At 71.3% G+C, this 19,574-nt stretch carries 19 protein-coding genes and 1 pseudogene; 13 read left to right on the plus strand and 7 right to left on the minus strand.

The window, feature by feature from the left end; genetic code table 11:
* Window positions 1-1,977, plus strand: coding sequence for a TOMM precursor leader peptide-binding protein (locus ACN27F_RS02505; RefSeq protein ID WP_421439919.1), 1,977 nt, complete (start codon window positions 1-3; stop codon window positions 1,975-1,977).
* 98 nt (window positions 1,978-2,075) lie between these two features.
* On the opposite strand, the gene ACN27F_RS02510 is transcribed toward ACN27F_RS02505, so the two are convergent.
* Window positions 2,076-2,270, minus strand: a complete 195-nt coding sequence (locus ACN27F_RS02510; protein ID WP_421430929.1) for a thiazolylpeptide-type bacteriocin — start codon at window positions 2,268-2,270, stop codon at window positions 2,076-2,078.
* Window positions 2,271-2,431: 161 nt separating this feature from the next.
* Here ACN27F_RS02510 and ACN27F_RS02515 point away from each other — a divergent pair.
* The 11 genes and pseudogenes from ACN27F_RS02515 to ACN27F_RS02565 all read left to right on the plus strand — a co-directional run.
* Window positions 2,432-3,712: pseudogene (locus ACN27F_RS02515) on the plus strand (amidohydrolase); the annotation flags it as partial.
* A gap of 111 nt (window positions 3,713-3,823) precedes the next feature.
* Entirely contained in the window at window positions 3,824-4,312 is a 489-nt protein-coding gene (locus ACN27F_RS02520) for a glutathione peroxidase (RefSeq protein WP_421439921.1), read from the plus strand.
* Window positions 4,313-4,585: 273 nt separating this feature from the next.
* Entirely contained in the window at window positions 4,586-5,917 is a 1,332-nt protein-coding gene (locus ACN27F_RS02525) for an MSMEG_0569 family flavin-dependent oxidoreductase (RefSeq protein ID WP_421430930.1), read from the plus strand.
* On the plus strand, window positions 5,914-6,258 hold the full coding sequence (locus ACN27F_RS02530) for a hypothetical protein (RefSeq protein ID WP_421430931.1): 345 nt from the start codon (window positions 5,914-5,916) through the stop codon (window positions 6,256-6,258). Before ACN27F_RS02525 ends, ACN27F_RS02530 begins: the two co-directional genes overlap by 4 nt.
* On the plus strand, window positions 6,240-6,725 hold the full coding sequence (locus ACN27F_RS02535; RefSeq protein WP_421430932.1) for an amidohydrolase family protein: 486 nt from the start codon (window positions 6,240-6,242) through the stop codon (window positions 6,723-6,725). The genes ACN27F_RS02530 and ACN27F_RS02535 overlap by 19 nt, the downstream gene beginning before the upstream one ends.
* A 14-nt stretch (window positions 6,726-6,739) precedes the next feature.
* The gene (locus tag ACN27F_RS02540) at window positions 6,740-7,252 is read left to right on the plus strand and encodes an MSMEG_0572/Sll0783 family nitrogen starvation response protein (protein ID WP_421430933.1); all 513 of its coding nucleotides are present in this window, start codon (window positions 6,740-6,742) and stop codon (window positions 7,250-7,252) included.
* A gap of 10 nt (window positions 7,253-7,262) precedes the next feature.
* Window positions 7,263-8,315 (plus strand): MSMEG_0568 family radical SAM protein, encoded by a 1,053-nt coding sequence (locus ACN27F_RS02545; RefSeq protein ID WP_421430934.1) that lies wholly within the window; start codon window positions 7,263-7,265, stop codon window positions 8,313-8,315.
* The gene (locus ACN27F_RS02550) at window positions 8,312-9,670 is read left to right on the plus strand and encodes an MSMEG_0567/sll0787 family protein (protein WP_421430935.1); all 1,359 of its coding nucleotides are present in this window, start codon (window positions 8,312-8,314) and stop codon (window positions 9,668-9,670) included. The genes ACN27F_RS02545 and ACN27F_RS02550 overlap by 4 nt, the downstream gene beginning before the upstream one ends.
* 73 nt (window positions 9,671-9,743) lie before the next feature.
* A complete protein-coding gene (locus ACN27F_RS02555) occupies window positions 9,744-10,580 on the plus strand; it encodes a carbon-nitrogen hydrolase family protein (protein WP_421430936.1) in 837 nt (278 codons plus the stop codon).
* 4 nt (window positions 10,581-10,584) lie between these two features.
* Window positions 10,585-11,412 carry a carbon-nitrogen hydrolase family protein gene (locus ACN27F_RS02560; RefSeq protein ID WP_421430937.1) on the plus strand — a complete coding sequence of 276 codons (828 nt, stop codon included), beginning with the start codon at window positions 10,585-10,587 and terminating at the stop codon, window positions 11,410-11,412.
* A complete protein-coding gene (locus ACN27F_RS02565; RefSeq protein WP_421430938.1) occupies window positions 11,412-12,464 on the plus strand; it encodes an MSMEG_0565 family glycosyltransferase in 1,053 nt (350 codons plus the stop codon). The genes ACN27F_RS02560 and ACN27F_RS02565 overlap by 1 nt, the downstream gene beginning before the upstream one ends.
* 69 nt (window positions 12,465-12,533) lie before the next feature.
* On the opposite strand, the gene rhaS is transcribed toward ACN27F_RS02565, so the two are convergent.
* The 4 genes from rhaS to ACN27F_RS02585 are packed head-to-tail and all read right to left on the minus strand — an operon-like array spanning window position 12,534 to window position 17,182.
* Window positions 12,534-13,592 carry a rhamnose ABC transporter substrate-binding protein gene (gene rhaS / locus ACN27F_RS02570; protein ID WP_421430939.1) on the minus strand — a complete coding sequence of 353 codons (1,059 nt, stop codon included), beginning with the start codon at window positions 13,590-13,592 and terminating at the stop codon, window positions 12,534-12,536.
* Window positions 13,589-14,638, minus strand: a complete 1,050-nt coding sequence (locus ACN27F_RS02575; protein WP_421430940.1) for an ABC transporter permease — start codon at window positions 14,636-14,638, stop codon at window positions 13,589-13,591. The genes rhaS and ACN27F_RS02575 overlap by 4 nt, the downstream gene beginning before the upstream one ends.
* Window positions 14,628-15,686, minus strand: coding sequence for an ABC transporter permease (locus ACN27F_RS02580; RefSeq protein ID WP_421430941.1), 1,059 nt, complete (start codon window positions 15,684-15,686; stop codon window positions 14,628-14,630). The genes ACN27F_RS02575 and ACN27F_RS02580 overlap by 11 nt, the downstream gene beginning before the upstream one ends.
* Window positions 15,683-17,182, minus strand: a complete 1,500-nt coding sequence (locus tag ACN27F_RS02585; protein ID WP_421430942.1) for a sugar ABC transporter ATP-binding protein — start codon at window positions 17,180-17,182, stop codon at window positions 15,683-15,685. The genes ACN27F_RS02580 and ACN27F_RS02585 overlap by 4 nt, the downstream gene beginning before the upstream one ends.
* Window positions 17,183-17,597: 415 nt before the next feature.
* On the opposite strand from ACN27F_RS02585, the gene ACN27F_RS02590 reads away from it, so the two are divergent.
* Window positions 17,598-18,617, plus strand: coding sequence for a LacI family DNA-binding transcriptional regulator (locus tag ACN27F_RS02590; RefSeq protein ID WP_421430943.1), 1,020 nt, complete (start codon window positions 17,598-17,600; stop codon window positions 18,615-18,617).
* Here the strand turns inward: ACN27F_RS02590 and ACN27F_RS02595 are convergent.
* Both ACN27F_RS02595 and ACN27F_RS02600 read right to left on the minus strand, forming a co-directional pair.
* A complete protein-coding gene (locus ACN27F_RS02595) occupies window positions 18,614-19,156 on the minus strand; it encodes a flavin reductase family protein (RefSeq protein ID WP_421430944.1) in 543 nt (180 codons plus the stop codon). The two genes, ACN27F_RS02590 and ACN27F_RS02595, sit on opposite strands and share 4 nt — an antisense overlap.
* Window positions 19,149-19,562, minus strand: a complete 414-nt coding sequence (locus tag ACN27F_RS02600) for a Fur family transcriptional regulator (RefSeq protein ID WP_421430945.1) — start codon at window positions 19,560-19,562, stop codon at window positions 19,149-19,151. Before ACN27F_RS02600 ends, ACN27F_RS02595 begins: the two co-directional genes overlap by 8 nt.
* Window positions 19,563-19,574 lie beyond the last annotated feature (12 nt).

Here is a 19,574-nt window from a genome sequence, read left to right on the forward strand (position 1 = left end):
GTGACCGGCGGCTCCGCACCGGCCGGAGCCGAGCAGGACGGCCCGTTCGCGCCCGCCCGGCAGGAGCTGGCCAGGTGGCTGGCCGACCGGTACGACCGGTACCGGGCCGCGTCGGGCGGCGCGGCCCTGCCCGGCCGTCCGGTGGTGGCCACCCTCGGCGCCACCGATCTGCTGGGCCGACCCGAGCCGGCCCGCCGGGACACGAACGTTCACCTGAGCGCCCGCGCGGTCCTCATCGGCCCGTGGGGGGGTGGCACCGAGGCAACCGGCTGCGGACACTGCCTCGGGCGACGCTGGCAACGGCTACGGACCCGGTCCGAACGCGACGCGCTGGAGACCGGTCCGGGCAGCCGGGGCGCGGCCGGTTGGCCGGTTCTCACCAGCCATCTGTTGGACGCGGTGTGGGCGCTCTACCTGGCGGTCCAGATCCGGCCGGTGACGGCCGACCGCACCCTGCGCCAGGTGTCACAGCTGGATCTCACCAGCCTGCGGGTGACGAGCTATCCACTGCTCGCCGACCCGATGTGCCCGAGCTGCGGACGACGCTGGCCGGCCGGGGCCGGCCAGGACGGTCGGGCCGGCCAGGACGGTCGGGCCGAGCGGGCGCGACCGGTGTGGTCGCACCGGAGCAAGCCCGACCGGCACACCTACCGGACGGTCGACCTGGCCGACCTCGCGTTGCCGACCGAGGCACTGGTCAATCCGGTCTGCGGGATGCTCGGCGCGGTGACCGTGGCCAACCTGACCTCGCCGACCACGGCTCCGGTCACCGGTAGCTGCTTCGTACGGGGCTATGCCGGGCTGGTCGACGTCTCCTGGAGCGGACAGGCCAACTCGTTCCGGACCAGCCGCAGCCTGTCCTTGTTGGAAGGGCTGGAACGGTACGCCGGCACCCACCGGCGCCGGACGGATCCGTTGGTGGTCGGCTCGTACCGCAGTCTCGCGCAGGACGCGCTGGACCCGGTCGACGTCGGGTTGTACCCGACGCGGACGTACCAGAGCGACCCGCTGGCCACGGCCTACTCGCCGGAGCGGCCGATGCCGTGGGTGTGGGGCTACTCGCTGCGTGACGACCGGCCGATCCTGGTGCCACGCCGGCTGTGCCACTACAGCAGCGGTACCCCGGACGACGGTTTCGTCTTCGCCACTTCCAGCGGCTGCGCCATCGGCGGCTGCCCGGAGGAGGCGGTGCTGCACGGGTTGCTCGAACTCGTCGAACGAGACGCGTTCCTGCTCGGTTGGTACGGCGGTGCGCGGTTACCCGAGATCGACCTCGCCTCGTGCCGCAGCCGACGGGTCCGGGCGATGGTCGACCGGGCCAGGTTGCACGGCTACGCCGTGCGTGCCTACGACAACCGGATCGATCTCGAAATTCCGGTGGTGACCGCGGTGGCGGCGAGGCTGGACGACGGCCCGGGTGCCCTCTCCTTCGCCGCCGGCGCCAGTCTCGACCCGGAGCAGGCGGTCGAGGCCGCACTCGCCGAGGTGCTGACCTACATCCCACACATGCCTCGGCAGGTCCGTCGTCGACAGGGCGAACTCGAGGCGATGGCAGGGGACTACGACCTGGTCCGCCAGCTCGCCGATCATTCCGGACTGTTCGGTCTGCCCCGGATGCGCGAGCACGCCGCCGGGTATCTCGCACCACGCGAGCGGGCCGGGATCGGGGATCTCTACCCCGACGGCGCACACGACGACGGCACCGACCTGTTGGCGGATCTGCGGCACTGCCAGCAGCAGCTGACCTGTGCCGGCTTCGACGTGATCGTGGTCGACCAGACCACCGCCGAGCTGACAAGGATGGGTTTGACCTGCGTCTGCACCGTCGTGCCGGGCCTGCTGCCGATCGACTTCGGCTGGCGCCGGCAGCGGGCGCTGCGAATGCCCCGGCTGCGTACCGCGTACCGCCGGGCCGGCTGGCGGTCGACGGATCTGGCTGAGACCGAGATCCGTCGCGTGCCGCACCCGTTCCCGTGACCGGGTTGCGGCCGGGACCGCACCGGCCGTGCGACTGCCCGGCACCGGTCCGGCCGGCCGGCGGTCGCCGGCACGACCGTCCCGGGCGGCCGGACCGGTCAGGCGCTGCAGCTCGTCGTCGAGGTGGTGCTGCTGCAGGTGCTGGTCGTTCCGGAGGACGAGCAGGAGGCGAGGATCGCCTCGGACGCGTCCGCGTAGTCCGAGACGGAGAACGTCTCCGACTCGAGTTCGAGCAACTCCTCGGCGAGCGAGGCGAGGTCGTTCGGCTGCGGCTGGTCGATGTCGTTGACCACGGATCCTCCTTGGCGGGTGCCGGCGGGAACCGGCTGCACGGGCGGGACTACCACCATCCCAGCGGATCGCGCTCACGGCGCGGCTGTCGTCGCGCTGTCAATCCGCTCACGGCAGCTGTCAGCGCCCCGGGCGCGCGACCACACCCGCCGGGCCCGCCCCGATGAGCCGGCACACGTCGGCCGTGCGACACACGACCGCGATCCTCGCCGGCCACCGCCACCGGCCGGTCACCACCGAGGCCGCGGCGCTCTACCTCGACCTGCACGCGCATCCCGAGCTTTCCGGTGCGGAACGGCGTACCGCGGGACGGTTGGCGTCCTGGCTGGCGCACGACCGTCTGCGGGTGACCCGGGAGGTCGGCGGACACGGGGTGGTCGGGGTGTTGGAGAACGGGCCCGGACCGACGGTCATGCTGCGGGCCGAACTCGACGCCCTCCCGGTGGCCGAACGCACCGGACTGCCGTACGCCAGCACGGTGACCGGCACCGACCCGGACGGCCGGCCGGTGCCGGTGGCCCATGCCTGCGGTCATGACATGCACCTCGCCGCGCTGGCCGGCGCCGCCCGGCTGCTGGCCGGCGCCCGGGACCGCTGGCGGGGAACTCTTCTGGTGGTCGGCCAGCCGGCGGAGGAGACGCTCGACGGTGCCCGAGCGATGCTCGACGACGGGCTCTTCAAGCGGTTCGGGCGGCCCGATGCGGCGCTGGCGCAGCACACCGCACCGCTGCCGGCGGGGATGGTCGCGCACGGAACCGGCGTCATGCTCGCCGGCAGCCGGACCGTCGAGGTGGTCATCCACGGCCGGGGCGGGCATGTGGCCGCCCCGCACCTGTGCGTCGACCCGATTCCCATCGCGGCCGGCGTCGTCCTGCGCGCCCGGTCCATCGTGACGCGGGAGGCCGTGCCCGGTGAGCCGGCGGTGGTCACCACCGGATCGATCCGGGCCGGACACCGCAGCAACCTGGTACCGGACGAGGCCCGGCTCGAGGTCACGGTACGCGCGCTGCGGCCGGCGTTGCTGGACCGGCTCGTCGCCGCGCTGCGACGCGTGGTGCACGCCGAATGCGCGGCGGCCGGATGCGCCGAGCCAGCACAGGTGCGGGTCATCGCCGAGTCGCCGGTGACGACCATCGACGCCGGGCTCACCGCAGCCATCCGGGCGAGCCATGAGGCGGTGTTCGGCCACGCGCGGGTCGCCGGATGGCCACCGTCGTTGGCGACCGAGGACTTCGCACAGTTCGCCGTGGCGGGCGTCGCCACCGCCTACTGGATGCTCGGGTCGGTGGGGCCGCGCCAGTGGGCCGCGGCTCGCGCCAGCGGCGGCGGTCGGCCGGACGGCGACGGGCGGTGGCAGGAGGTGCCCGGCAACCACTCGCCCCGATTCGCCCCGCAGCTGTCCGGGACGCTGTCCACCGGGATCACCGCGCTGCTCAGCGCGGCGCTGACCCGACTGGATCCGGCCCCGGTGCACGGCGGAGCGCCGGTACGTGCGAAGCTGACCACCGCGAGCGACGGCTCCTCGACGAACCCGGACAGCGGAAGGTGCACATCGATGGGTGTACACGGCATCCCGCTACGTACTCTTGCCGGGCAGCCCGCCTCGTTGGCCGACTTCGCCGGCAAGGTCCTGCTCGTGGTCAACGTGGCGTCGAGGTGTGGCCTGACCCCTCAGTACGCCGGGTTGCAGCGGCTGCACGACAGGTACGCCGATCGCGGCTTCTCGGTCGTCGGCTTCCCCTGTAACCAGTTCGGCGGCCAGGAGCCGGGCAGCGCCGAGGAGATCGGGCGGTTCTGCTCGACGACGTACGGCGTGACGTTTCCGATGTTCGAAAAGATCGAGGTGAACGGCCCGCGACGGCACCCGCTGTACGCCGAACTGACCGCGGTCGCGTCCGCCGACGGGCAGGCCGGCGACGTCCAGTGGAACTTCGAGAAGTTTCTCGTCGCCGCAGACGGAGCGGTCATCGGCCGGTTCCGGCCCGGCGTCGATCCGCATGACGACGCGGTGGTCGCCGCGATCGAGGATCAGCTGCCCGGGTAGCCGCACCAGGCCCAAGCCGCGCCAGGCCCAGTTCGCCGCGATGGCGCACAGTCGCATCACGCCCGAAACACCCTGGACGCGCCCGGCTGTTGTGCGGGCTTTCTAACGCCAGCTTGTTCCGGATGAAACCTCGTCGACATCGGTGCTGCCTTCACTGACTCCCACGAACAGCGTGATTCCCCTGGTCGGATGAGGTATCGCCATGCCGCAACGGTCCGTATCGGTGCACCGCCGCCATGACGCCCCGACGATCGCCAGTGACCGGGTCGAGGCGTGAGTCTCGACCGGACACACCGGGCGGTCGCCGTGGTCGGCGGCGGGCAGGCGGGCCTGTCGATGAGCTGGCACCTGCGGCAGCACGGCGTCGACCACGTGGTCATCGAACGCCACCGGGTGGGCTACGAGTGGCGCGACCGCCGGTGGGACTCGTTCTGCCTGGTCACTCCGAACTGGCAGTGCCAGTTGCCCGGCTTCGGGTATCCGGGCGACGATCCGGACGGGTTCATGGTCGGCGCGGACGTCGTCGACTACCTGGAGCAGTACGCCGCCAGCTTCGACCCACCCCTGGTCGAGGGCACCGCGGTCACCCGGCTGCGACGTACCCCGAGCGGGGTCTTCGAACTGGTCACCACGGCCGGGACCTGCACCGCGGACCAGGTGGTGGTCGCGACCGGGCCCTACCACGACCCGGCCGTGCCCCGGATCGCCGAGCGGCTGCCCGGTGACGTCACGCAGCTGCATTCGTCGCGGTACCGCAACCCGGAGCGCCTGCCGGCGGGCGCCGTGCTGGTGGTGGGTTCCGGCCAGTCCGGTTGTCAGATCGCCGAGGATCTGCACCTGGCCGGACGTCGCGTGCATCTCGCGGTGGGCGGCGCGCCGCGCGCCGCCCGGCGCTACCGGGGCCGTGACACGCTGGCCTGGCTCGACGAGATGGGCCACTACGCCAAGGGCGTCGACGAGTTCGCCGACGCGGACCAGGTGCGGCTGCGGGCCAACCACTACATGACCGGCCGCGACGGTGGCCGCGACATCGACCTGCGGGCCTTCGCGACCGAGGGCATGCGCCTACACGGGCGGCTGACCGGTGTGAACGGCTCAGTGGTGACCTTCGGCGACGATCTGAAAACCAATCTGGACAACGCCGACGCGGTGGCCGAGGGCATCAAGGACGCGATCGACCGCTACCTCGCCACGACGGGCATCGAGGCGCCGGTCGAGGACCGCTACACGCCGGTGTGGCAACCCACCGACGACGGTGCGACGACGATCGACCTGGCCGCCGAGGGCATCACGGCGGTCGTCTGGAGCACCGGCTTTCACCGCGACCACCGCTGGATCGAGGTGCCGGTCTTCGACGGGCGCGGCTACCCGACTCACGACCGCGGCGTCACCGGCTGCCCCGGCCTCTACTTCATCGGACTGCCCTGGCAGTACACCTGGGGCTCGGGCCGGTTCGCGGGCGTGGCCCGCGACGCCGGCCACCTCGTCGAGCGGATCACCGCAACGCGCCGCGCGCGGATCGCCGAAGGCGTCGGCTGGCTGGCCGGCACGCCGACCGAGACGTACCCGGAGCTCGACTGGTGCACCTCGCGGACCGCCGCATGAGAAAGAGTGTGCACGACGCGCACCGGCACCTCGGCGTGCTGCCGGCATACCCGTTCTACGGTGGGCCGCCGGTCCGCCCGGACACCACCGCCCGGGCCACCATCGACGAGTTGATCGCCGACCTGGACGCCGAGGGAACCTCACGTGCCCTGGTCCTGCCGAACTACGGCGTGCCGGACGCGGACGTCGCGTTCGGCTTCAACCCGCTCGTGGTCGAGGCGGCCCAGCGCGACGACCGGATCCGGTGCGGGCTGTGGGTCTCGGCGCAGGAACGCGACCGGGAACGCACCGCGGCCGCGCTCCGGCTGGCCGGCGAGACGGCGTGCGGGCACTCAAGCTGAGTTTCCTGCTCGGCGGGAGCGTGGACGACGCGGGCCTGGAGCCGATCTTCGCCACGGCCCGGGCCAACGACCTGGTCGTCCACGTGCACACCTCGCCCGGCGCCGCCTCCGACATCGACCAGGTCGGCCAGCTGGTCGACCGGTACGCCGACGACGTCAAGGTGCACCTCGTGCACTTCGGCGGTGGAATGAGCGGGCACATCAAGCTGATCGGTGCCCGGTTCTTCGACTGGGTGGCGGCAGGCAAGCAGGTCTACACCGATCTCTCCTGGGCCATCGGGTTCGCCCCGCGCTGGCTGGTGGCCGAGATCGACCGCCGCGGTCTCGGTCACGACCGGGTGCTGTTCGCCAGCGACGAGCCGTGGGGTGACCACGCCGGCGAGTTGGCCCGGTTGAACGCCGCCGTCGGTGGCGACGAACTGTCCCGGGCCGTTTTCCATACCACGTTCGACAAGCTCTACGCCTGAAGGAGAAAGCGACCATGCCGGACCTGACCGAACTCGAACAGAAGAGCCTCAACGAGATCCCGCACCCCGCGTTGGCGGAGGGATCGAGCATCTACGGCGGCACCAAGGTCTTCCCGGACTACAAGGCCGAGGAGGGAGAGAGCTACTTCACCCTCGTACACGGCATCGCGCACGAGTCCTCGGTCAGCTTCGTCGCCATCCTGCAGGCCACCCGGGCCCTGCGCAAGGGTTTCGAGTCGGCGATCTACTTCTACGGCCCCGGCTCGCTGAACTGCCTGGCCACCCGGGGCTTCCCGACCACCGGCGCGTCGGCGTTCCCCGGCGAGCACAACATCAACAACTCGCTGAAGACGTTCATGGCCGAGGGCGGCAAGGTGTACTGCTGCCGGTTCGGGCTGTCCCTGCACGGCGCCCGCGAGGAGGACCTGATCGAGGGTGTCATCCCGACGCATCCGCTGGACGTGCAGGACGCGCTGATCCACTACGCGCGCAAGGGCGCGATCATCAACTCGACGTACATGTTCTGAGGTGGCGGCGGTGAGCGTTGGCATCCGGACTGACATAGCCGTGCGGGGAGTGCGGGTCGAGGCGCCGCTGCGGCGCCCGCCCGGCGCCGGGCCCAGCGACGACGGGCACCTGGTCATCGACGGTGCCAACGCCGCCCTGCCGATCAACCCCGAGAGCCCGTATCAGGTACGCGGTGAGCGGCTCTGGCTCGGCGAGGTCGACACCGGCCTGTCGATCGAGGTCGTCCGCCGCCCCAGGTTCTACGATCTCGTCACGAGCGACGGGGTGCGTTACGAGCAGATCGCCCGGCTGCACGGCAAGGATGTGCTGGCCACAACGGTGGTGCAGACCTGCGTCCGGTACGCCGAGGAGCAGCGCTGCCGGTTCTGCACGATCGAGGAGTCGCTGCGCACGGGCTCCACGATCGCGGCCAAGACACCGGCGCAACTGGCCGAGGTGGCCGCAGCCGCGGTACGGCTCGACGGCGTGAAACAGATGGTCATGACCACGGGCACCACCACCGGCCCGGATCGCGGCGCCCGCGGTCTGGTCCGGGCCGTGCGGGCGGTCCTCGAAGCCGTGCCGGACCTGCCCGTCCAGGTGCAGATCGAGCCGCCTGGCGACCTGTCGGCCATCGACGAGCTGCGTGCGGCGGGCGCAGTATCGATCGGTATCCATGTCGAGTCGCTCGACGACGAGGTGCGCCGCCGGTGGATGCCGGGCAAGGGCACCGTACCGATGGTCGAGTACGAGGCCGTTTGGGACCGTGCCGTGCGCGTGTTCGGCCGCAACCAGGTGTCCACCTACCTCCTGATCGGGCTCGGCGAGGATCCCGACGAACTCGTCGCCGGCGCGGCCGGCCTGATCGAACGCGGGGTCTATCCCTTCGTGGTGCCGTTCCGGCCGATGGCCGGCACGCTCGCCCGCCGCGACGGGGTGCCGGGGCCGGCGCCGGCGCTGGTCCGCGACGTCACCGTGCGGGTCGCCGCGCTACTCAACGCCGCGGGGATGCTCGGCGTCGACCAGAAGGCGGGTTGCGCGGCCTGCGGGGCGTGCGGCGTGCTGCGGGCGGCGGGCGCATGACGGACCTCGTGCCGACCCTGCTCGGACCGCACCTGATCGTCGAGGAAGCCGACGACCTGGCCGGCTACCACCGGCTGCGCAAGCAGGTCTTCGTCGACGAGCAGGGCCTGTTCCACGGTTGCGACCTCGACGACCGGGACGACGATCCGCGTACGGTCGTGCTGGTCGCCCGGTCCGCCCGCGGCGAACTGCTCGGCGGTGTGCGGGTCGGCCCGGCCCGCGACGGCCCGGACATCGGCTGGTGGGCGGGCGGCCGGCTGGTCGTCGACCCGGCGGTCCGGGGGGCTGGGGCCGTCGGACCGGCGCTGGTACGCGCGGCCTGTGCCTACGCCGAGAACGCCGGCGCGCTGCGGTTCGACGCGACCGTGCAGACCCGGCACGAACGGCTGTTCCGCCGGCTCGGCTGGCACAGCGTACGGCCGGTCACCGTGGCCCGGCGAGCGCACACGCTGATGCGCTGGCCGATCGGGCGGCTCGCGGCGGTGGCCGCCGCTAGCAAGGAACACCTCGGTGACCTGCTGCACGAGCTGGCACCGGGCGGCCCGGGCTTCATCGGCGACGACGGCGCCCCGGTGCCCGGCTCGGATCTGATCGCCGCGTGCGACGCCATCCTGCCGTCCATGGTGGAACGCGACCCGGACTGGGCCGGCTGGTGCGCCGTACTGGTCAACGTCAACGACCTGGCCGCGATGGGCGCGACACCCGTCGGCCTGCTGAACGCCGTCGGCGCCCGCAACGCGGCCCTGGCCGCGCGCGTGCTCGGCGGGTTGCGCCGGGCCGCGCACGCCTACGGCGTGCCGGTGCTCGGCGGGCACACCCAGCTCGGCGTGCCCGCGGCCCTGTCCGCGACGGCGCTCGGACGCACGGCCCGGCCGGTCCCGGGCGGCGGCGGGCGGCCGGGCCTGCGGGTGCGGCTCACGGCGGACCTCGGTGGTCGCTGGCGTCCCGGCTATCACGGCCGCCAGTGGGACTCCACCAGCCACCGCACGCCGTGCGAGCTGCGCGGCATGCTGTCGTTCGTCGCCTGCGCGCGGCCCGCCGCCGCCAAGGACGTGTCCATGGCCGGCATCGCCGGCACGCTCGGGATGCTCGCCGAGGCCAGTGGGTGCGCGGCGGTGCTCGACGTGGCGAACGTGCCACGGCCGACGACCGCGACCGTCGGGGACTGGCTGACCTGCTTCCCGGGCTTCGCCATGATCACCGCGGGCGACCTGGCCAGCACCGAGGCCGGACCGGCGGTCACCGCCGCCTGCGGTGACCTCGTCGCCGGTCAGGGGGTCCACCTACGCTGGCCCGACGGTGAACTCACCGGCGCCATCGACGCGGGTGTCACGGGATTGGGCACGGCGGCATGACGCAGCGCAGGTGGCCCCGGAGCACCCCGGACGCGGCGCGGGCCGCGCCGACACACGAAAAGGCAGGCTGAGCATGAGGGTCAGGATGGGCGCGGTGGCGGAGGCGTTCGATCGCGATCTCGAAGGGGACTTCGCGAAGATCGAGAAACTGGTCGCGACGGCACGGACGGACGGCGTACAGCTGCTGGCTCTGCCGGAGGCCTGTCTCGGCGGCTACCTCGCGCACCTGGACGGAGGCGCGGACGAACCGCCGGCGCTGCGCGTCAACGGGCCGGAGATCGCCCGACTCGCCGCGCTGGCCGGGGACATGGTCGTGTGCGCCGGCTACTGCGAGGCCGACGGGGACAAGCGGTTCAACAGCGTGGTCTGCGTGCACGACGGCCGGGTCCTCGGCAACCACCGTAAGGTGCACCAGCCGCTGCGGGAGAACGCCAGCTACGACTCCGGCGACTCGTTCGCCGCGTTCGACACGCCGGTCGGCCGGATCGGGCTGCTGATCTGCTACGACAAGGCGTTCCCGGAGTCGGCCCGAGCACTCGCGCTCGACGGCGCCGAGATCATCGTGGTGGTGTCGGCGTGGCCGGGCAGTCGCACGGACGCCCCGGCCGACCTGGCCGAGGACCGGTGGACCCGTCGGTTCGACCTGTTCGACCGGGCCCGCGCGTTGGAGAACCAGGTGGTGTGGGTGTCGGCGAACCAGTCTGGCCGGTTCGGGTCGCTGCGCTTCGTGTGCAGCGCGAAGGTCGTCGACCCGGGCGGCGACGTGCTGGCCACGACCGGCACCGCCGCCGGGGTGGCGGTGGCCGAGGTGGACGTCGATTCGGCGTTGTCGGCGGCTCGCCGGTCCATGGCCCACCTACGCGACCGCCGCCCCGACACCTACCGCGCGCACGCGGCGTCGATGGTGTGAGGTGATGGCCCGGATCGCCGCCGCCGCGGCCCACTTCGGCCGGAACCTCGACCACGACCTCGGGCGGATCGGCAAGCTCATCGACGATGCCCGCGCCGCGGGGGCCCAGCTGCTGGTGCTGCCCGACGCGGCGATCGGCGGATACCTGGCCGACCTGCGCCACCCCGACCCGGCCGCGTTCCCACCGGCGCTCAAGCCGGACGATCCGGTCTTCGAGCGCATCGGCGCGATGGCCCGGGACATGGTGGTCTGCGTCGGGTTCTGCGAGGCCGACGGCGACGACCGGTACAACGCCGCCGTCTGTCTGACCGGCTCGGGCGTGCTCGGCCGGCACCGCAAGGTGCACCTGCCCGCCGCCGAGGGAGTCGCCTACCGGGCCGGGGACACGTTCGCGGCGTTCGACACCCCGGTCGGGCGGCTCGGGATGCTGATCGACTACGACAAGACCTTTCCCGAGTCGGCGCGCACCCTCGCGTTGGACGGCGCGCAGATCGTCGCCTGCCTGTCCGCGTGGCCGGCGAGCATCACCAACGCCGCGCCGAAACTGTCCCAGGACCGCCAGTCCCGGTTGTTCGACCTCTACGACTGCGCCCGGGCCGCGGAGAACCAGGTCGTGGTGGTCTCCGCCAACCAGACCGGGGCGGCCGGTGGGATGCGCTTCCTCGGCCAGGCCAAGGTGGTCGGCCCGGCCGGCAACGTGCTGGCCCGTACCTGGGCCAAGGCCGGGCTCGCGGTGGCCGAGCTGGACGTGGCACGGGAGATCGCGACGGCCCGGCGGGTGCTGAACCACCTGCGCGAGCTGCGACCGGCGACCTACCGGACGGCGACGTGATGCGGATCGCGCTGCTGAGCTATTCGACCCGGCCGCGCGGCGGAGTCGTGCACACGCTCGCCCTGGCGGAGGCGTTGGCGCAGCGGGGACAGGACGTGACGGTGTGGACGCTGGGCCGTGGTGGCGACGCGGGATTCTTCCGACCGGTCGACCCACGGGTGCGGCTGGCGGTCGTGCCGTTTGCCGACGTGCCGGACGAGGGGGTCGGGCCGCGCATCCTGCGCTCGATCGCGGTCCTGCGGGCGGCCTTCACCCCGCAGGCGTACGACGTGGTGCACGCCCAGGACTGCATCAGCGCGAACGCCGTCGACCGGTGCGTGCGCACGATCCACCACCTCGACCAGTTCACCACCCCTGAGCTGGCGGCCTGTCACGAGCGGGCGATCGTCCGCCCGTACGCGCACATCTGCGTCTCGGCCGCCGTGGCGGCCGAGGTGCGGGCGGGCTGGGGTCTGACGCCGACCGTGATCCCGAGCGGGGTGGACGCGGCCCGGTTCGCCGCCGCCGCGCCGGACACCCGGCACGGCTCCTATCTCCTGGCTGTCGGCGGCATCGAGCCCCGCAAGGGTGCGCTTGACCTGCTCGATACCTATGCGCTGCTGCGCCGGGACCTGCCGGAGCTGCGACTGGTCATCGCCGGTGGGGAGACGCTCTTCGACTACCGTGCCTACCGCGCGGCGTGGGAGGCCCGCGCCGGCGATCTCGGTATCGAGGCCGTGGTTCTCGGCGCGGTCGCGCACGACGAGCTGCCCGGCCTGGTCGCCGGGGCGACCGCGTTCGCCTTTCCCTCCGTCAAGGAGGGCTTCGGGCTCGCGGCCATGGAAGCCCTGGCCGCCGGGGTCCCGGTCGTCGTGCGCGACCTGCCGGTGCTCCGGGAGGTCTTCGGATCCGCGGTCGGCTACGGTACGGATCCGGCTTCGCTCGCCGCAGCGTTGCTGCGCGCTGTCAAGGAGCCCGACCCGACCCGCCGCGGCCGAGGCACGGCGCTGGCGCGCCGGCACTCGTGGGCCACGGCGGCGGCCCTGCACCTCGATTTCTACGCCTCGCTGTAGTCAGGTCGATCTCCGTCGTCGCCTTCCCCGGCCGTCGCTGCCGACCGGGGTCGAGACGTGTGGCGCGGTTCAGAAGTCGAACTGGTCGATGTTCGAGGCGTCGAACACGAACGGGTCGCCCAGCAGGATCTCACCGTTGGCACCGACCGTGTACTCACCGAGCTTTCCGGCGGTGAAGGTCTCCCCCTCGGCGCCGGTGATGATTCCCGAGGCGAGAGCCGCACCGGTGTACGCCGCGAGGTAGCCGAGATCGGCCGGGTTCCACAGCGCGAAGGACGTGACCGTGCCGTCCTTGACGAACTCGCGCATCTGGTTCGGCGTGCCGAGTCCGGTCAGCTGCACGTTGCCCTTGTAGGACGACCCTGACAGGTACCGCGCCGCGGCGGCCACCCCTACCGTGGTCGGCGAGATGATCCCCTTGAGGTCCGGGTATCGCGACAACAGGCCCTGTGCCTCCTGGAACGACTTCTCGTCCTGGTCGTCGCCGTAGACAGTGGCGACCAGCGTGAGCGAGCTGTACTCCGGCTTGGTCAGCTCGGCCTCCATCAGCTCGATCCAGGCGTTCTGGTTGGTCGCGTTCGCGGTCGCGGACAGGATGGCGATCTCGCCGCCCTCGGGGCCGATGGCCTCGGAGATCAGCCTGATCTGAGTCTGCGCGATGCCCTCGGCGGTCGCCTGGTTGACGAAGGCGTCCCGGCACTCCGGCTTGGTGTCCGAGTCGTACGTGACGACCTTGGCCCCGGCCGCCCTGGCCTCGGTCAGCGACCCGCACACCGCGTCCTGGTCGTTCGCCGCGATGATGATGACGTCGGTGCCCTGCTGGGACAGCGTGTTGATGTACGACACCTGCGCGGACGGGCTCGCCTCGGACGGCCCGGTCTGGGCGTACTCGCCGTTGAACTCCTCGACCGCGGACCGACCGCCCTGGTTGTCGGACGTGTCGAAGTAGGGGTTGTTGACCTGCTTGGGCAGGAAGGTGATCGTGAGGCCCTCCTGGATGGTGCCGGAGGGGTTGCTGGCGGTGTCACCCTCCGTGCCGGTGCCGGTATCCTCTGCACAGGCACTCAGGGTGAGGGCGGCGGCCGCCAGGACAGCGGTCGCGATGAACCGGGTACGTCCGACGCTCATGACGGATTCCTTTCGACAATAGGGGTGGGCCGACGTCGACGCAGGCGCTCGCGCGTCATCCGCACGAGGTTCGGTCCGACGACGGACAGGACGAGCAGCGTGCCGGTGACGATGGTCAGCGCGTTCGCCGGCACGTTGGCCAGCTGCAGCGCGTTGCGGAGCACTCCGAGCAGGGCCACCGCCGCGATCACGCCGACGAGTCCGCCACGGCCGCCGAAGATCGACACTCCGCCGAGCAGGACGGCGGCCACCACCGCCAGTTCCAGGCCGGTGGCGTTGTCGGCCCGCGCGCTGGCGAACCGGAACGTCCAGAAGACGCCGGCCACGGCCGCCATGGCTCCGGTGGCGACGAACAGCCAGAACTTCGTCCGCGCCACCGGGATGCCGGCGAAGGCGGACGCCTCGCTGTTGTTGCCGATCGCGTAGAGCGCCCGGCCGACCGGGGTCGCGTACAGCACCACGCCGAACACGACGGCGAGTGCCGCGAGAACCAGCACGAACCAGGGAACGACCGTGCCCGGGATCGGGGCGATGGCGTTGCGGGTCCAGGCCGGCGGGTAGTCGGCGACTGCCCGGTCGCCGAGGACCACGTAGGCCAGGCCACGGTAGAACGCGAGGGTGCCGATGGTGACGGCCAGCGAGGGAAGTCCGAAGCCCGTGACGAACAGGCCGTTCACCGCGCCGAGGAGGGCACCGAGCAGCAGGCTCAGCGCGACCAGTACCGGTAGCGACGTGACGCCGAGATGCCACAGCTGGCCGAGCACCGCACAGGTGAGGCCGACCGTGCTGGCCACTGACAGGTCGATCTCACCGGTGATGATGACAAGGGTCATCGGCAGCGCGATCAGGGCGATCGGGATCGCCTCCAGCGCCATGAAGCGGTAGAAGCGGGGGCTGCCGGCGCCCTCGATGGTGGCGCTGGCCGCGAGCACCACGATCAGCAGCCCGAGGATGAGAACGGCGTCCCAGGAACCGAGCAGTCGACGCCAGGCCGGCGTTTCCCTCGTCGTGCTCGGCGCCGGATCGGCGAGGGTGTCAGTTGCCACGGGTCCTGCCTCCTCGCAGACGACGGGCCATGCGGACGGCGAGCGCCCGGTCGAGCCCGATGGCGGCCAGGATCAGCGCGCCCACGGCGGCGCGCTGCCAGAACGGGGTCACCCCGAGCACCGGTAGGGCGCTGCCGATGGTGGTCAGCAGCACCGCGCCGAGGGCGGCGCCGTAGACCGAGCCGCTGCCGCCGAAGATCGCGACGCCGCCGACGACAACGGCGGCGACCACGTTGAGTTCGATACCGAGGCCGGCGTTGGCGTCGAGGGTGCCGAAGCGGGCCGCGTACAGTACCCCGGCGAGTCCGGCGAGCGCCCCGCTGATCACGAAGGCGGCGAAGACCCGACGGCCGACCGCGATCCCCGACAACCGGGCGGCGTCGGGATCGGAGCCGATCGCGTAGAGCTCGCGGCCGCTGCGGTAGTTGCGCAGCAGGTAGCCTGCGCCGAGAAGTACCGCGACCGCGAACAGCGCCAGGACCGGAACGCCGGCGACGGTGGCGTTGCCCATCCGCAGGAAGGCGCGCGGCATGTCGGCGGCATTGATCTGACGCCCGGAGGCCCAGGTGTAATCGAGGCCACGGAACACGTACAGTGTGCCGAGGGTGACCACCAGGGCGGGCACCCGCGCCGCCGCGATCAGGCCGCCGTTGACCACGCCGCACAGCGCCCCGAGCGCGACCCCGGCGAGCATCGCCAGCGGGATCGGTACGGCCGGGTTGTCGACGAACAACACGCCGGTGGCGAACGCGGACAGTCCGAGGACGGAACCGACCGACAGATCGACGTTGCGGGTGATGATCACGATCGCCTGACCGACGGCGAGGATCGCCAGGACCGTCGAGCTGAGCAGCAGGTCCTTGATGTTCTGCGCGGAGAGGAACCGGTGGTTGACCCCGAAGGTCAGCCCGACCAGGAGCACGAGCGCGAGCAGGATGCCCAGCTCCCGTACCATGAACAGCCGATGCGCCAACTGGGCGCCGGACGTCTGCGCCGCCTGCTGTCGCGTGCCCGCTGTGACCGGTGGGCGTACGTCTGCGCTGGTCATCCGGCGGCCTTTCGTTGCCCGGTCGCGGCGAACATGACGCTCTCCTCGTCGGCCCTGCCCCGGGCGATGTCGGCGACCAGTCGTCCGTCGTGCATCACCAGCACCCGGTCGGCCATGCCGAGCACCTCGGGCAGTTCACTCGAGATCATCAGCACCGCCACGCCCTCGGACGCGAGTTGGGACAGCAGGCGGTGCACCTCGGCCTTCGTACCGATGTCGATGCCGCGGGTGGGCTCGTCGACGATCAGCACCCGCGGCTCGGTGGACAGCCACTTGGCCAGCACGACCTTCTGTTGGTTGCCACCCGACAGGGTCGACACCGGGTCGGTGTTACGGGCGGCCTTCACCTGCAGCCGCTTCGCCCACCGGGCCGCCGCGCGTCGCTCGCTGCCCCCGAGCAGCAGCCCGAGGCGGCTCAGTGCCCAGCGTCGCGGCAAGGTGGCGTTACGCTCGATCGACAGTTCCATCACCAGGCCCTGCTGGCGGCGGTCCTCCGGCACGAGCGCGAGGCCGGCGGCGATGGCCGCCGACGGGTTACCCGGCGCCAGCCGCTGTCCGTCGATCCGCACCCGCCCGGCGTCGTACCGGTCGATACCGAAGATCGCGCGGGCCACCTCGCTGCGCCCGGCACCGACCAGCCCGGCGAGTGCGACGATCTCACCGCTTCGCACGGTGAAGGAGACATCGCCGAAATAGCCCTGCCGGGTCAGCCCGTCGACCTCGAGGCGTACGTCGCCCGGCTCGGTGTGCACCTTGGGGAAGAGCGTGGCGACCTCCCGGCCGACCATGGCACGTACCACGCCGTCGACGGTCAGCTCACCGATCTCCCCGGTCGTGATCCATCGACCGTCACGCATCACCGTCACCCGCTGGCAGAGTGCGAACACCTCGTCGAACCGGTGCGAGATGAACAGGATCGCGACGCCGCTGTCGCGCAACGTGCGTACCACGGCGAAGAGCCGGTCGACCTCGACACCGGACAGGGCGGCGGTCGGCTCGTCCATCACCAGAACCCTGGCGTCGAAGGAGAGCGCCTTGGCGATCTCGACCAACTGCTGGTCCGCGATGGACAGACCACGGGCCGGGCGGTCCGGATCGATCCGCACGCCAAGGCGCGCGAACAGCTCGTCGACGCGCTCGCGCATGGCCGCGGAGTCGATCCGGCGCAGGCGCTTCAACAACTGCCGGCCCATGAAGATGTTCTCCGTGACCGACAGGTCGGGAAACAGGGTCGGCTCCTGGTAGATGACGGCGATACCCGCTGCCCGGGCAGCGGCCGGGCCGCCGAAGGTGACCGATTTCCCGTCGAGCAGGAACTCGCCAGCATCCGCCGTATGTACGCCCGCGAGGATCTTCACCAGGGTGGACTTCCCGGCACCGTTCTCACCGACCAGCGCGTGCGCCTCGCCGGCGAAAAGCTCCAGCCGCGCGTCACTCAACGCGACCACCGGGCCGAACGACTTGTCCACATTCCGCAACGCCAGCACCGGAAGCACAGGGTCTCCCCGGGGTCGTAGTAGCAAACGAATGGGCCTATCGGCGCCACTTCATGAAACGTTTCATGGTGCGGACGACTCTAGGGCGAACTCAACGGCGAGGTCAAGGGTTTCCGGCCGGTTACCAACTTGTTATGCACGAACCGTTTCAGCCCTTCGGCTGGCTTTTGTTTCATCGAGCGACCAGCATCGCAGGCAGTCAGCCCTTCGGCTGGCTTTTGTTTCATCGAGCGACCAGCATCGCAGGCAGCCGGCGCCCAGCCCGATCGTTCTTGGTACGTTTCACTCAGTAGTGCGAACGCTTCGGGCGTACCGGGACGAACGTCGGGCCGCTGACGGCTATACACTGGCCGTGATCGTCACCTCGGTCGACGCTTCTGCGGCGTCACAACATGTCCGGACCGTTGAGGTAGCCATGACAGCGGCAAGTATCAGGGAGGTGGCGCAGCACGCTGGCGTGTCCCTCGGTACCGTGAGCAACGTCCTCAACCGCCCGAACGCCGTCGCCCCCGCCACCCGCAAGCGAGTCCTCGACGCCATCGCCGAGCTCGGCTACGTACGCAACGACTCGGCCAGACAGCTACGCGCGGGCCAGAGCCGCACGGTCGCGATCGTCGTGCTCGACGTCACCAACCCGTTCTTCACCGATGTCGTCCACGGCGCGGAGCAGGTCATCGAGGATGCCGGAGCGGTGCTCGTCGTCTGCAACAGCGGCGAGGACGGCGCCCGGGAACGACGGCACCTCGAACTGCTGGAGGAACAGCGGGTACGCGGCGTGCTCATCACCCCCGTCGCGTACGACCATCAGTCCGATCTCGACCGTCTGCACAACCGGGGCATTCCCGTCGTGCTCGTCGACCGTGGTACCGGACAGGCGGGCCGCTGCTCCGTGTCGGTGGATGATGTGCAGGGCGGTCGGCTCGCCATGACGCACCTGCTGGAGCAGGGGCACCACCGGATCGCCTACGCAGGCGGCCCGTTCTCCATCCCCCAGGTAGCCGACCGGCACGCCGGTGCCGCGGCGGCGATGGCCGAACACGGCACCGGTGACCTGCGGGTCGCCACGACGACGAGCCTGACGGTGGCCGCCGGCCGACGCGCCGCCGACGACGTGTTGGCCCTGCCCGTCGGGCAGCGACCCACCGCTGTGCTCTGCGCCAACGACCTGATCGCGCTCGGCGTCCTGCAACAGCTGACCGAGCGAGGGCTGCGCGTTCCCGACGACGTGGCGATCGTCGGCTACGACGACATCGAGTTCGCGGGGGCGGCGGCCGTCCCGCTGTCGTCGGTACGTCAGCCCCGCGGCGAGTTGGGCCGGGCGGCGGCGCAGCTGCTGTTGGAGGAGGCGGAGTCCGGTGCGGCGCACCGTCACCGGCACGTCGTCTTCCAGCCCGAACTCGTCGTGCGTCGGTCCAGCGGGTTGCTCCGCCGTTAGCTGGCGGACGGCCGGCAGGATCTGTCGCCAGGGCCGGTGCGGATCGACGTAGCGGCGACCGTGTAGAAGCCGCGGTGGCAGAAGACCAGCGGCAGCTGGTCACGCAGACTGTCGATGGACAGGACGTCCGCGACGACGATCGAGTGGTCGCCGGCCGGGTGTTCGGCTGCGGGCGTGCACTCCAGGTGTGCGAGGACACCGGAAAGAACCGGAACGCCCGTACCCGACGGCCGCCACGGCACGCCGGCCAACCGATCCGGGCTTGGCGCGGCGAGCGCCGCGCCAAGATGTTCCTGGTCGGCGGCGAGGATGTCGATCCCGAACCGGGCGGCTCGGCGGATGTCCGGCCACGTCGTGGATCGGCATCCCACGCAGAACCCGACCTTGACCGGCTGAAGTGAGACGGAAAAGAAGGAGCCCACCAGCAAGGCGTGCGAGCCTCGGTCAGTGGTCGCCGTTATCGCGACCACACCGGTCGGGTAGGCACGCATCAGCTCCCGGAAGCGGTCCGCCGCCGCCGTGGGCGTCGGTTCAGCCATCGTTCGCCTGGACGCACTCGGCGCACACACCGAAGAGTTCGAGCATGCAGTTGATGTCGGTGAAGCCGTGCTCGGCACCGAGCTGGTTGATCCACTCCCGCGCCGGCGGCCCCGTCACCTCGACCGTGCGGGCACACAGCCGGCAGATCAGGTGATGGTGCTCGGTCTGGCTGCACCGACGGTACAGTTGCTCGCCACCGGTGCCGTGCATCACGTCCAGTTGTCCGGTGCTGGCGAACACCTGCAAGGTCCGGTAGACGGTCGTCAAGCCGACGGTCGAGCCCTTGGCGCGCAGCATCGTGTACAGCTGCTGGGCGCTACGGAATCCGCCGGTCGCGTCGAGCAGGGTGATGATCTCGTTGCGCTGGCGGGTGGAGCGGCTGGCGTCACCGGGCGATCGACTCACTGGGCCCACCCC

The organism is Solwaraspora sp. WMMB335 (assembly GCF_049179075.1).
Lineage (GTDB): Bacteria > Actinomycetota > Actinomycetes > Mycobacteriales > Micromonosporaceae > Micromonospora_E.

Bases quoted from the DNA above. Each gene is read 5' to 3' on its own strand.
- ACN27F_RS02565 (WP_421430938.1), top strand. From the start codon at position 11,412: ATGCGGATCGCGCTGCTGAGCTATTCGACCCGGCCGCGCGGCGGAGTC.
- ACN27F_RS02530 (WP_421430931.1), top strand. From the start codon at position 5,914: ATGAGAAAGAGTGTGCACGACGCGCACCGGCACCTCGGCGTGCTGCCG.
- ACN27F_RS02540 (WP_421430933.1), top strand. From the start codon at position 6,740: ATGCCGGACCTGACCGAACTCGAACAGAAGAGCCTCAACGAGATCCCG.
- ACN27F_RS02520 (WP_421439921.1), top strand. From the start codon at position 3,824: ATGGGTGTACACGGCATCCCGCTACGTACTCTTGCCGGGCAGCCCGCC.
- ACN27F_RS02590 (WP_421430943.1), top strand. From the start codon at position 17,598: ATGACAGCGGCAAGTATCAGGGAGGTGGCGCAGCACGCTGGCGTGTCC.
- ACN27F_RS02550 (WP_421430935.1), top strand. From the start codon at position 8,312: ATGACGGACCTCGTGCCGACCCTGCTCGGACCGCACCTGATCGTCGAG.
- ACN27F_RS02560 (WP_421430937.1), top strand. From the start codon at position 10,585: ATGGCCCGGATCGCCGCCGCCGCGGCCCACTTCGGCCGGAACCTCGAC.
- ACN27F_RS02555 (WP_421430936.1), top strand. From the start codon at position 9,744: ATGAGGGTCAGGATGGGCGCGGTGGCGGAGGCGTTCGATCGCGATCTC.
- ACN27F_RS02580 (WP_421430941.1), bottom strand. From the start codon at position 15,686: ATGACCAGCGCAGACGTACGCCCACCGGTCACAGCGGGCACGCGACAG.
- rhaS (WP_421430939.1), bottom strand. From the start codon at position 13,592: ATGAGCGTCGGACGTACCCGGTTCATCGCGACCGCTGTCCTGGCGGCC.
- ACN27F_RS02595 (WP_421430944.1), bottom strand. From the start codon at position 19,156: ATGGCTGAACCGACGCCCACGGCGGCGGCGGACCGCTTCCGGGAGCTG.